We start from the raw sequence: 12,585 nt of genomic DNA on the forward strand, positions 1-12,585 counted from the left end.
CTCACCAAAAAAAAGTGTCAAACCTTGAGAAAGCTGAGCGAATACTCAGTTTATTATCTAGTAATTTCAACAAGATAAGTGGTGCCCGGAGGCGGATTCGAACCACCGACACGCGGATTTTCAATCCGCTGCTCTACCAACTGAGCTATCCGGGCACATTCTGCTAGGGCGGTTTGTTTCCCGTCCTGCGAAGGTGAGCGTCTTATAGGGTGCCAAATTTCTCCTGTCCAGCAGGCAAATGCATTTTTTACAAAGAAATCTATTTTCTCCACTGCCTGCTCACCTTTTTCTCTTAAGCGCCTTAAATCATGAGGGTTTTATCCCAAAATGAGCCTCGCGGCGTCATTGAATAGCCTAAGTAGGTGCCCCTTTTTCCGAAATATCCCAAAACAGCGCCACCATATTCCGCATGGCATCGCGGGCAACTGGTTTGAGAATATGCTCATTGGGCGCATGTTGCGAGCACCCGGCATAAGAATGCGGAACCCAAACGGTTGGCAGGCCCAATGTTTCTGCAAAGCACTCATTTGGCAAAGAGCCAGCAAGGTTTGGCAAAAGGTGGGGTGTCTTGCCACTGGTTTCTTCCAAAGACGCCATCACCATGCGCACCCAAGCATTGTCTGGCGAAAGGCGCGTTGCATGAAAGAACCCGCGATCTTCCTGCCTTATCTCGACATTATTAAATCCATTGGCATCCAGATGCGCACGCAAGGATGGGACGAGACCCTGTACATCTGTTCCCACGACGTAGCGCAGCTGACAAACTGCGAAGGCATAGCCATCAATCGCATTTACTGGCGCTTCTGGCACACCGCTCTTCATTGCGAGCACGGCAAAGGAGTTCCAGCCAAACACACGCTCGGCAGGGGTGAGACCCTCCTCTCCCCAATTCTCGTTTATGGTCGGGCCTTGACTATCACCAACGGGAAGATCACTCAGAGCTTCCCTAATGTCTGGTGTCAGGCTGGTTGGGCGCCAACTAGGAATCTGGATTTGACCGCGTTTGTCCGCGATGCAGGAGATTGCATTGGCAAGGATAATGGCGGGGTCTGCAAGCAGCCCGCCCCAGTTGCCTGAGTGATTGGCACCATCACGCAAGTTTACTTGTAGTGTGAATGTTTGCGCACCACGCGCACCGGTGAAGACTGTTGGTGTATCCGATTGCAAGCGCGGCCCGTCAGAGGCGATCAGCACATCCGCTGCCAACATCTGCTTGTGTTCATCGAAGAACTCTTGCAGGCCAGCGGAGCCGGTTTCTTCAGAAGTCTCAATAATCACCTTACAATTGAAGCCAAGTTGCTTCTTTTCCTGCAAAAGGCATCCCAAGGCCTGAAGGTTAATGAGATGCTGGCATTTATTGTCAGCTGTACCGCGCCCGTAAATGCGTTCGCCGTCTTCTTCCAGAACGAACGGGTCTCTTCCCCCCATCCAGTTACCAGCTTGTCCGCGCACAACATCTCCGTGTCCGTAAGTCAGCACTGTCGGGAAACTAGGATCTTCGATGCGTTCACCGAACAGGAAAGGGCCACCAATCGGGTTCGGATTATCGAAGATGTGCGTTTTGAAGCCAAGACGCTCGAGAAGAGGTCGCATCTCCTCTTTCAGATAACGCATCAATTGGTGTTTTTGGTAGGGTTCCTGGCTTTCCGTCGGGATTGCGATTAATCGGGCCAGGTCAGTGAGGAATGCGCCGCTGTCGAAATATGTTTCCGCCCGTTGGATGGCTTCATTGCGACTGGACATTCTCATTCTCCCTTTCAGACTAGGTGCGCGCAGTTAATCACTTAAGGGGGTTCCAATCCACTCTGTTTGTTTCAGCAGCTTTAATGCACTCTGAAGACCAGCACCCGTAGCAATGCACATGCCGGGCAGGATCATCCACTCCAACGCCCAAGCTGAGCCAGAACGCTCTTGTTCATGTACCAAAGCGCTATGCATCGCAGAGACCTGGGTGCTGTTGTAACGGGCAAGCGTTACCAGTAATTCCGCGTTGATCGGGTTGTGTTTGTGGGCCATGGCTGAGGAGCGTCCACCACCGGAAAGTTTAATTTCCTCAAGGCCCTGTTGTGCCATCAAGGCAACGTCCGTACCAATTTTGCCAAGGCTGCCGGAGATCATGGAAAGGACGTTGGCGTAATCCACCATATTGTCCCGCTGCGTGTGCCATGAGTGCTCCGGAACTCTCAGGTCCAGCTCTGCCGCCATGTGCGCGGCGATCGCAACTGCATGTTCGCCCTGAGCATGGCTTGTTCCTACAGGTCCGCCAAACTGGAGCACTGCAACTTCCGCAGCGACATCGTCTAGCCGTTGATAGTGCCGTTTCAGCGGTTCAATCCATGTGGAAATGCGGTCACCTGCCGTTATTGGCAGCGCAGCTTGCATGCGCGTTCTGCCCATCAGCGGATAATCGCTATTCGCCGATTTCACAGTCTCAAGTGCAGCGATAACCGCAGACAAGCGCTTTTGCAGAATTAGAGAGGTTTTTCGCAGAGCTAACGCCAGCGCGGTGTCCATCACATCCTGACTGGTGGATGTTTTGTGGCATTCAGCGGCATATGGCTCACCAACACGCATGCGCAGTTGTTTGATGAAAGCCGGGATTGGCAGGCCATCTTTTGCGACGCCTGCCTTGATCCGCGTTATGTCAGGTGCAAACCCTTTGCAGCCAGCAAGCACAGCGTCTTTTGCTTCGGCTGAAACGAGAGAATGTGCGAACAAGGCCTTGGTGAGAGCCACTTCATAAGCCAGATAGTGATCCAGAGTTGTTTCCAGAGCGAAGGCGCGTTGCACGTCCTCATCTCCAAACAATCCGCTCCACATAGGATTGGTGAAGAGGCTCACACTCACATTAGTCCCTTTCCAGCGCGATCGCGATGCCCTGACCAACTCCAATACACATAGTGGCCAGTGCGCGTTTTTTGCCTTGCAGGCTCAGTTCCAACGCTGCGGTTCCGGTGATGCGTGCGCCGGACATGCCCAGTGGGTGGCCCAATGCAATCGCCCCGCCATTCGGGTTGATATGAGCTGCACCTGCATCCAACCCCAGTTCGCGCAGAACTGCAATCCCCTGACTTGCAAAGGCTTCATTGAGCTCAATGACGTCAAAATCAGAAGGTTGCAAATTTAACCGCGCGCATAGTTTTTGCGCTGCAGGAGCAGGGCCAATGCCCATAATACGTGGCGCAACGCCGGCTGTTGCTCCGCCAAGCACGCGTGCAATTGGGGTCAGACCATATTTTTTGACCGCTGCTGCAGAGGCAACAATCAGCGCAGCAGCGCCATCGTTGACACCTGAGGCATTGCCCGCAGTCACGCTGCCATTTTCACGAAATGGTGTCGGCAGCTTTGCCAGTTTCTCGGCAGTTGTCCCTGCACGTGGGTGCTCATCAGCGGACACGATAATCGGATCACCTTTGCGCTGAGGGATTGTGACCTCGATGATCTCCTTGGCAAGGCGGCCATTTTCTTGTGCAGCCGCTGCTTTAGCCTGTGAGCTCGCGGCAAACGCGTCCTGATCAGCACGAGAGACACCAAAGTCTTCAGCAACGTTTTCGCCAGTTTCAGGCATGCTGTCGATGCCGAACTGCTTCTTCATCTTCGGATTCACAAACCGCCAGCCAATGGTGGTGTCGAACACTTCGTTGGCACGAGAAAACGGTGAGGTTGCCTTTGGCATCACAAATGGTGCACGGGACATGGATTCCACACCGCCAGCAATCAAAAGATCGCATTCACCTGTCTTGATGGCGCGAGAGGCCGCAATGACAGCATCCATACCAGACCCGCACAAACGGTTCAGCGTTGTACCAGGTACGGCTTCTGGCAGACCTGCCAGCAGCGCGACCATGCGAGCTACGTTGCGGTTGTCTTCACCAGCCTGATTGGCACAGCCGTAATACACTTCATCAACGGCTTCCCAATCAACTGACGGGTTCCGCTCCATCAATGCTTTAATTGGCAATGCGCCAAGATCGTCCGCCCGAACAGAAGACAGCGCGCCCCCATAACGACCAATCGGTGTTCTAATATAATCGCAAATATATGCCTCAGACATCAGGCCGTCTCCACTCTGTTACCCGCATGTGCCGCCGCCGTTCGCGCTTTTAATGCGCGCAGAACAGACAGTTCCTCCTCAGTCGGCACAGGGGTCTCCTGCAAATCATCCGAGAACCGTACAGCCCAAGACACTGTTTGTTGCACCCGTTCTTTGGTCGTACCCGGATGAAGCGAGACCACTGTCAGCTCTTTGGTAACAGGATCAGGTTTCCAGATGGCAAGGTCGGTAATCAACAGGGTTGGGCCTTTTGTGGTGATGCCCATACGAGCGCGGTGGTCACCTCCTTCTCCGTGCCCAAAGGAGGTGAAAAAGTCCAGTTTCTCTACAAAACCACGCTTGCTTTGCTTCATGGTGATGTAAGTTTCCTGAGAGGAGGAGGAGATCTCAGGCGCTCCGCCGCCACCCGGCAACCTAACCCTTGGATGGTCGTAGTCTCCCACCACGGTGGTGTTGATGTTGGCGAAACGATCAATCTGCGCTGCCCCCAGAAAACCGACTGTGATCTTGCCACCTTGCAGCCAGTAGCGGAACATCTCGGTTACTGAAACCGTCGTCAACGCTGTGTCACAAAGCTCACCATCTCCAATGGAAAGCGGCAGAACATCTGGTGCTGTGCCGATCGTTCCACTCTCATAAATCAGCGTAATATCTGGTGCGTGAGTTAGACGGGCGATGTTACAGGCAGCCGATGGCGGGCCGATGCCCACAAAGCACACATCCGTGTTGCTCAAGGCGCGGGATGCCGCGATGGCCATCATCTCGTCCGGGGTAAAGTCTTGTGCTGTCACGGAGTTACCTCCAGCCCTTTGATGCGGTCAGCAAACACCTCTGGTCCCTGCTTCAGCACGTGTTCTTCCATCCATGCCTGAAACCTCTCACGATCTGCTGCGATCGGATCCCAGTCGATATACGTCTTGTTGTCTCTGCCGTAATACCCTTGCGCATAAGACGGATGCGCCCCGCCGCGCACTTCGCAAATAGCGGAGACGGTCCAGTGTGGCAGGATGCACGCGTTCATATGCGTATCCAGCTCATCAACCACTTCCTCAACCGTCACTATGGAATGCGTAGCAGCCAGCACGGCTTCCTTTTGGACACCTACAATTCCTTCAATCAGCACGTTGCCTTTGCGGTCAGCTTTAAGAGCATGGATAAAAGCAACATCAGGACGAATGGAAGGAACAGCAGCTAGTTCCTCACCCGTGAAAGGGCAATTGATTTTTTTGATATTCGGATTTACGCGCTGAAGTTCTGTACCCATATAACCACGAAACACGGCGCATGGTAGGCCAGCGGCCCCAGCTTCATATGCATTAGCAAGAGCGGCATGGGAATGCTCTTCAATCTCGATGGATCGCGGCCAGCCGTTTTCGATTGAATCACGCACACGTCGCAACAACCCAACACCCGGATTACCCGCGTAGGAGAAGATCAATTTCCTGACCAGCCCCATGCCGATGAGCTGATCATAGATAAGATCAGGCGTCATGCGAATGACCGTGAGTTCATCAATGCCCTGCCGGATAACTTCGTGGGCAGCGGCATGGGGAATGAGATGCGTAAAACCCTCAAAAGCGGCAGTGTCGCCGCTTTTGAGGTATTTCGTGACCGCATCTTTTAAAGACAGAAATTCAGCCATATTTATCAATCAGATATCAAAGAAGACGGTTTCGTTTTCACCTTGAATGTAAATGTCAAAGGTGTAGGTGTCGCCGGATTGCTTCGCGATCAGCGTTGATACGCGCATGCGATGTTCAATACGGCCCAGCACCGGATCAACTGCGTTGGCTTCTTCCTCATCCGGGAAGTACATGCGCGTATTGAGGCCAATGTTTATTCCGCGCGCAACGATCCAGAAGTTGATATGTGGTGCCTGTGTCCTGCCATCAGGAAACGGAACAGAACCCGGCTTCACAGTTTCAAAGCAGAACTCACCATTTTCCAGATTGACCGGCTGGCGCCCCCATCCAGTAAAGTTGGGATCAGCTTCACCACGTGTTTCTGACGGGCTGTTGAACAGACCTTCACTATCTGCCTGCCAGATTTCCAGCATGGCGTCTTTCAAAGGTGTTCCTGTTCCGTCAAACACACGACCTTTGATGGTAATGCGCTGGCCTTTGGTTTGCACATTCACCATGCGCGCGCCAAGGTCTTCTTTGAAGACCCCTGTGTTCCCGATGAAATTCGGGGTACAGCCGATATGAACGTACGGACCAGCCGTCTGGCTTGGGCTTTCTTTCAGATACTCCAGCTTTGTCATATCAATTGCCCTCCATACGGTTTTCAAACATGGTCGAGCGACGGCCACGCAGGACGATATCAAAACGGTAAGCACGGGCGTCCATTGGCACACAATGGTTCATGTCCAGCTTAGCAACCAGCATCTCAATCGCAGCCGGATCATTGATCGTCCTCACAATCGGACACAGCGGAATATGAGGATCGCCCTCAAAATACATCTGCGTGATCAGGCGCTGTGCGAAACCGGAGCCAAAAAGCGAAAAATGGATGTGGGACGGGCGCCAGTCATTCACCCCGTTTGGCCACGGATACGGGCCGGGACGAACGGTGCGAAAAGCATAGTATCCATTCTCGTCGGTGATGACGCGACCACATCCGCCGAAGTTCGGGTCAAGCGGCGCAAGATAGCCATCTTTCTTGTGGCGGTAGCGGCCACCAGCGTTGGCCTGCCAAACTTCTACCAGCGCATTCGGAACTGGTCTGGCTTCTTCATCCAGAACATGACCATGGACGATGATGCGCTCTCCCTGCGCACTTTCACCAGGCTTGGCATAGTTCTGCACCAAATCGTGATCCAGCTCACCCAGTATGTTGTGGCCGAAGACTGGTCCGGTAGTTTCGCTGATTGTATTTCCGAGAGACAAAAGCGCCTTTTGCGGAGACCGCAACACGCTCGTTTTGTAGTTAGGCGACAATGCCGGAGGATGCCAGTTCCGGTCTCGCGGAAAGAACGGACCAGCATTGGTCGTTGGCTTGCTCATCTCACTCCTCTGACGCATCAAGCTGCGCGAAAACATTTTTGACGACTTTGATGGCGCTGTTTGCGGCTGGCACACCGGCATAAATTGCGGTGTGCAGCAGAGCTTCGCTTATATCTTCCCGTGTTGCCCCGGTGTTTCTTGCAGCCCGCACATGCATGGCCACCTCATCTAGGTGCCCTAACGCAGCGAGAAGCGCAATAGTTACAATGGACCGTTCTCGCAATGTCCAGTTGTGCCGCGACCACACATGCCCCCAAGCCGCTTCAGTGATAAGCTCCTGAAAAGGCGCATCAAAACTGCTCTTTTGAACTTCAGCAGCATTCACGTGAGTGTCTCCCAACACTCTACGTCGTGTCTGCATGCCTTGTTTGTAAATTTCGCTTTGCCGCAGTTCACGCTGGTCAACCCTGTTTGGCCAACGAGAAATCGCCTGCCGAACAAGATGCGCCAGATACTCAGGTTGCTCCAAACTTGGCAGATGTCCGCAGTTTCCCACCCGCTCATATTTAGCGTTCGGAATGAGGCTTGCCATCTCCTCAACCAGTTCTGGCGGTGTAGACTGGTCGTCCTCACCAGCAACGCAGAGAACAGGCACGTCAATCTGTGCGGCCTGACAGGTCAGATCAGCGTCCCGAATGGCTGCACATGTGCCGATATATCCGTCCAAAGGTGTTCGGCACAAAAGATTCCGATATCCTGCAACTGCTTCTGGCCATTTTGCCTGAAAGCCCGCTGAGAACCAACGAGACATCACTGTATCAGCGATCCCCTCCATCCCGTTGGCCTCAATTGCGTTGATACGCTCTTGCCACGTCTGTGCGTCACCGATGCGCGGTGCGGTGTCACACAGGATCAGCCCGCTCACCAGATCAGGCCGGGCGGCCTGCAGCGCCATTGCGATCATGCCCCCTACAGATACACCGCAAATCACTGCATTCTTGATGGACTGGCTGTCCATGAGCGCAGCAAGGTCACGCATATGCAAGTCAATCGAATACCGCTCATCGCCAACACTAGAAAGACCATGCCCACGTTTATCATAGGTCAGAACTTCGCCTTGATGCCCGAGATGAACCAGAAATTCATCCCAAATGCGAAAGTCCGTTCCCAATGAATTAATCAGAACAAGCGCTGGTGCTGCTGACTCTGAATTGGTCTTACTGAAGTGAAGCGTTGTAGAGTTTAATTCTATGAAGTGCATGCGCATCCCCCTAAACGGATCAATTGCATGTCTGTTTCAAAATGAATAATGATATTATCCAGACTAATCATATTGAGATTGTTATGAATAACTTACGCAGATTAAAGCTCAGGCATTTAGAAGCATTTGTGGAAGTGTCTCGCCAAAACAGCGTGAGCCGCGCTGCGGAGGTGCTTCATCTCACCCAGCCAGCCGTCACCCGTACTATTCGCGAACTGGAAGAAATATGCGGGCAGCCTCTGATTGAAAAAGACGGACGCGGTATCCGCATCACTCATTACGGTGAGGTGTTCCTGCGTCATGCAGGCACCAGTCTGGCCGCTGCCCGTAACGGCATCAATGCATTATCTCAGCTCAACTATAGCGATGGCCCGATGGTCCGCATTGGCGCTCTGCCAACAGTGGCTGCATCGCTCATTCCGCAGGCTGTTAAGGCTTTCCTTGATACAGGGTTGCGAAACAGGCTTCATATCGTAACCGGAGAGAACCACGTCTTGCTGGATCAACTGAGAAATGGTGAGCTGGATCTTGTTATGGGCCGCCTGCCAGCACCAGAGAATATGCAGGGATTGGTGTTCGAGCCGCATTATCGCGAGCGTGTCGTTTTTGCCGTCGACAAGAACCATCCCCTCGCAGGAAAACCGCAGATCAGCGTGAATGAGCTGGATGCTTATCCGGTGCTAATCCCTTCTGCAGCCTCAATTATTCGCCCGTTCGTCGATCGGCTTTTCATTGAACACGGCATTCCTGAACCAGAGCAGGCAATCGAAACCGTCTCGGACTCATTCGGCAGAGCCTTCACACAGGAATACAACGCGATCTGGATCATTTCGCGCGGTGTGATTGCGCGTGAGATTGAAAGCGGCCAGTTCGTGGAGTTGCCGATTGATACCCGTGCGACGGTCGGCTCTGTCGGCCTCAACATGCGCGCTGGCGAAACGCTGGATACGGCGGCCCAATGCTTTGCCGAGATCCTTATGGGGTTGAGCGAGCAGGAGGAAGTTCGCGCTCCAGCTCACTAAGTCAGAGCAAATTCAGGGTGCACATTGATACCCAATACGGCATGAGAAGCACGGTATTTTTCATTATTCATTTTGAAAAGTATATGTAATTCTCCGATTTCACAGTGGTGATTCCTAAGAATTCCCTTGGCGGATCATCCGGATCGTGATTAAGAATTTGACGGCCTTAGGGAGATGAGACTGCCCCAAGTAGCAGGATCAGGAAGGCTTGTCTAGTTTCGACCATTCTTCAGGAGGGTCACATACTTATGTTTGGTAATTTCAAAGGCTTCTGCGCTTCTACAGCTCTTTTGCTTGCTAGTGTTTCCATGGCAGGGGCAGCAGAATACACATTTAAGCTCCACCACTTTCTAAGCCCCAAAGCGCCAGCGCAAACCAAGATGTTGGAACCATGGGCAAAGGCCGTTGAAGAGAATTCCGGCGGCCAGGTCAAAATCGAGATTTACCCGTCCATGTCACTTGGCGGTCGCCCGCCAGAGCTGGTCAACCAGGTTCGTGACGGCGTTGTTGATCTTGTCTGGACCCTGAACGGTTACACACCGGGCCTGTTTCCGCGCACCGAAGTGATGGAACTTCCGTTCGTGTTCCTGGATGATCCACGCGCGGCAAACCTTGCACTTTACGACATGTTCAAGAGCGATCTTGAAGTTGAATACAAGGGCTTGGAAGTCATGTTCCTGCACGTGCATGCAGGTGCAGGCCTTCACACACGTGACAAGGAAGTCCGCAGCCCAGCTGATATGGCAGGTATGCGCATTCGTACGCCATCGCGCACCGGTGCATGGGTGATTGAAGCACTTGGCGCGTCTCCTGCAGCTATGCCGGTTCCCGAGCTGCCGACTGCTCTGCAAAAAGGCGTGATTGATGCGGCGTTTATTCCTTGGGAAATCATTCCACCGCTGAAAATTCAGGAACAGACCGAGTATCAGATCGAAGGTGCTGGCAAAGCGCGCTTTGGTACTTCTGTCTTTCAGGTTTCCATGAACAAAGAGCGCTGGGAAGGCTTGCCTGAAGACATTCAGAAGGCTTTCCGTGATGCGTCTGGTCCTGAGTGGTGGGCAAAGGTTGGTGAAGTTTGGCGTGCGACAGATGACTTTGGCATCGGCCTCGCTGTAAAGTCAGGCAACAAACACATCACTCTTTCTGAAGAAGAAACAGCTGTCTTTAGAGAAGCTCTGGCTCCGGTCGTTGATAAATGGACCTCAGAAGTCGCCAAAAAAGGCATTGATGGCAACGCGATTGTTGCAAAAGCACAGGCATTGATTTCCAAGCACAGCGAGTAGCTATGGGCGCCTTTCAAAAACTCGGACGCACCGGCATTGCCGGTGCATTCGAAAAACTTATTGTAGCATGGGCACTTACCGGCGGTGTAGTTCTGCTGGCGGTGGTCGCGATAAACATCTATTCCACCCTTGGCAACATGTGGGCAGCTCCTTTTCCCGGGGATTTCGAGCTCACTGAGATCGGCGTTGCTATCGCAGTTTTTTCCTTCCTGCCCTTCTGTCAAATCACTGATGCCAATGTCACAGCGGACATTTTTACCAGTAAGGCTGGTCCTCGTTTGAAAGCGTTTCTGGCGTTGATCGCATCGCTGATAGCGTTTGGGTTTGGGTTGCTGCTGTTGTGGCGGATGTACCATGGTATGTCTGATCAAAGAGAGTACGATTACACCACCGCAATTTTGCAAATCCCTGTTTGGTATGCGTATGTCCCTGTTTTGATTTCGCTTTTTCTGTTGAGCATTGGGGCGATTATTACGCTGAGTGAAAACACCAGAGATCTGACTCGGAGAACCTGATGGCGGAAAGTCTTATCATGGGCTTTGGAGCCCTCGCCATTTTGGTGTTCCTCATTGTCATCCGTATCCCGATTGCCTACGCGATGATACTTGTCGGCGGCGTTGGGATTGCGCTCGTCAATGGCCCAATGCTGCTGCTTAGTCAGTTGAAAACATTGGCATATGGCCAGTTCGCCATTTACGATCTCTCTGTCATTCCGCTGTTTATTCTGATGGGTGCGCTCGCCTCGAAAACCGGCTTGAGCCAATCCCTGTTCAGAGCGGCCAATGCATGGCTTGGCTGGATGAAGGGCGGCACAGCCATGGCAGCGATTGCCTCCTGTGCCGGGTTTGGCGCTGTTTGCGGATCATCACTCGCGACCGCCTCAACCATGGGTAAAGTCGCTCTGCCAGAGCTGAAGCGTTATAATTATTCAGGCGCTTTGGCCACCGGCACGCTCGCAGCTGGCGGAGTTCTGGGCATTCTCATCCCACCAAGCGTCGTTTTGATCATCTATGCGGTGATCGTGGAGGCGAACATCGTTACTATGTTCGTTGCTGCGTTTATTCCGGGTATTTTGGCCGTTCTTTTGTTCCTCGCGGTGATCGCGCTCTACGTTTTCGTCAGTCCCTCATCTGGCCCTGCAGGTGGCGCTGGAACGCGAGAAGAGTTCCTCGCAGCCTCTCTCGGCGTGCTGCCTGTACTGACCGTTTTCGGACTTGTCATCGGCGGCATTTATTTCGGCTTCTACAATCCAACACCAGCAGCTGCTGTGGGTGTGTTTCTCGTCATGTTGTTTGGGCTGCTCCAACGCAATCTGTCCCTCAGCGATATGATCGAGGCGCTGAAGGAGACAGCAGCGACTTCCGGCATGATTTACCTGATCCTGCTGGGTGCGGAACTGCTCAAGATATTCATGTCCCGCATTGGATTGCCGCAGGAGACGGCGGCGTGGATAGCAGGCTCTGGCCTGGAACCGATGACGGTGATGCTGCTGATCCTGCTGGCTCTGATCGCGCTTGGCTGCCTGATGGACAGCATGTCCATGATGTTGCTGGTCATCCCGTTCTTCTGGCCTGTGCTCATGGAGCTGAACGGTGGCATGTATCAGGGCGCTGACGACGCTGGGTACGGCATGAGCACTGAAGACCTGAAAATCTGGTTCGGAATTCTGGCGCTGATCGTCGTCGAGCTTGGGTTGATTACACCGCCAGTGGGCATGAATGTCTTCGTGATTTCAGCTTTGGCAAAAGACACGCCGATGATCCAGACCTTCAAAGGTGTTGCGCCGTTCTTTGGCGCCGAGCTGGTGCGTGTCGCAATTCTGGTGAGCTTCCCAGCGCTAACCCTTTGGCTGCCCAGAGTCCTTTCCTAAACGCAAAACGACAGGTTGTCTTGGCAGCATTGATTGCTGAGACAACCGAATGGATCAAAGCGCTCTGATAGCAATTTCGCTATAATTTCTGCCTATAAATCAATTTTACATATCAATCATAAACAGCAACACTGAACACCATTCAAACGT

The 12,585-nt window shown here is 52.9% G+C and carries 12 protein-coding genes and 1 tRNA gene; 4 read left to right on the forward strand and 9 right to left on the reverse strand.

Going from position 1 to position 12,585, the window contains the following annotated elements:
- Positions 1–79 precede the first annotated feature (79 nt).
- From PsAD5_RS16310 to pcaDC, 9 genes are all read right to left on the reverse strand, one after another.
- A tRNA-Phe gene (locus tag PsAD5_RS16310) sits at positions 80–155 on the reverse strand.
- Between the two features lie 199 nt (positions 156–354).
- Positions 355–1,743: a M20 family metallopeptidase gene (locus PsAD5_RS16315; RefSeq protein WP_063288043.1), complete on the reverse strand. Its 1,389-nt coding sequence runs from the start codon at positions 1,741–1,743 to the stop codon at positions 355–357.
- A 33-nt stretch (positions 1,744–1,776) separates the two neighbouring features.
- Positions 1,777–2,847, reverse strand: a complete 1,071-nt coding sequence (locus PsAD5_RS16320; protein ID WP_063292842.1) for a 3-carboxy-cis,cis-muconate cycloisomerase — start codon at positions 2,845–2,847, stop codon at positions 1,777–1,779.
- A 1-nt stretch (position 2,848) separates the two neighbouring features.
- A complete protein-coding gene (gene pcaF, locus PsAD5_RS16325) occupies positions 2,849–4,054 on the reverse strand; it encodes a 3-oxoadipyl-CoA thiolase (protein ID WP_063292843.1) in 1,206 nt (401 codons plus the stop codon).
- The gene (locus PsAD5_RS16330; RefSeq protein WP_063292844.1) at positions 4,054–4,845 is read right to left on the reverse strand and encodes a CoA-transferase subunit beta; all 792 of its coding nucleotides are present in this window, start codon (positions 4,843–4,845) and stop codon (positions 4,054–4,056) included. Before PsAD5_RS16330 ends, pcaF begins: the two co-directional genes overlap by 1 nt.
- Complete coding sequence (locus PsAD5_RS16335) at positions 4,842–5,696, reverse strand: CoA transferase subunit A (protein ID WP_063292845.1); 855 nt, start codon at positions 5,694–5,696, stop codon at positions 4,842–4,844. Before PsAD5_RS16335 ends, PsAD5_RS16330 begins: the two co-directional genes overlap by 4 nt.
- A gap of 9 nt (positions 5,697–5,705) precedes the next feature.
- The gene (gene pcaG / locus PsAD5_RS16340) at positions 5,706–6,317 is read right to left on the reverse strand and encodes a protocatechuate 3,4-dioxygenase subunit alpha (RefSeq protein WP_063292846.1); all 612 of its coding nucleotides are present in this window, start codon (positions 6,315–6,317) and stop codon (positions 5,706–5,708) included.
- 1 nt (position 6,318) lies between these two features.
- Positions 6,319–7,077, reverse strand: a complete 759-nt coding sequence (gene pcaH / locus PsAD5_RS16345; protein WP_063293081.1) for a protocatechuate 3,4-dioxygenase subunit beta — start codon at positions 7,075–7,077, stop codon at positions 6,319–6,321.
- Positions 7,061–8,260, reverse strand: a complete 1,200-nt coding sequence (gene pcaDC / locus PsAD5_RS28765; RefSeq protein ID WP_063292847.1) for a bifunctional 3-oxoadipate enol-lactonase/4-carboxymuconolactone decarboxylase PcaDC — start codon at positions 8,258–8,260, stop codon at positions 7,061–7,063. Before pcaDC ends, pcaH begins: the two co-directional genes overlap by 17 nt.
- A gap of 83 nt (positions 8,261–8,343) precedes the next feature.
- Here pcaDC and pcaQ point away from each other — a divergent pair, with 83 nt between their 5' ends.
- From pcaQ to PsAD5_RS16370, 4 genes are all read left to right on the forward strand, one after another.
- Positions 8,344–9,282, forward strand: coding sequence for a pca operon transcription factor PcaQ (gene pcaQ, locus PsAD5_RS16355; RefSeq protein WP_208981791.1), 939 nt, complete (start codon positions 8,344–8,346; stop codon positions 9,280–9,282).
- Between the two features lie 248 nt (positions 9,283–9,530).
- Positions 9,531–10,565 carry a TRAP transporter substrate-binding protein gene (locus PsAD5_RS16360; protein ID WP_063292848.1) on the forward strand — a complete coding sequence of 345 codons (1,035 nt, stop codon included), beginning with the start codon at positions 9,531–9,533 and terminating at the stop codon, positions 10,563–10,565.
- 2 nt (positions 10,566–10,567) lie between these two features.
- Positions 10,568–11,080, forward strand: coding sequence for a TRAP transporter small permease (locus PsAD5_RS16365; protein WP_063292849.1), 513 nt, complete (start codon positions 10,568–10,570; stop codon positions 11,078–11,080).
- Entirely contained in the window at positions 11,080–12,435 is a 1,356-nt protein-coding gene (locus PsAD5_RS16370; protein ID WP_063292850.1) for a TRAP transporter large permease, read from the forward strand. Before PsAD5_RS16365 ends, PsAD5_RS16370 begins: the two co-directional genes overlap by 1 nt.
- Positions 12,436–12,585 lie beyond the last annotated feature (150 nt).

The sequence above is a fragment of the Pseudovibrio sp. Ad5 genome (assembly GCF_001623095.1).
In the GTDB taxonomy this organism is placed as follows: Bacteria; Pseudomonadota; Alphaproteobacteria; order Rhizobiales; family Stappiaceae; genus Pseudovibrio.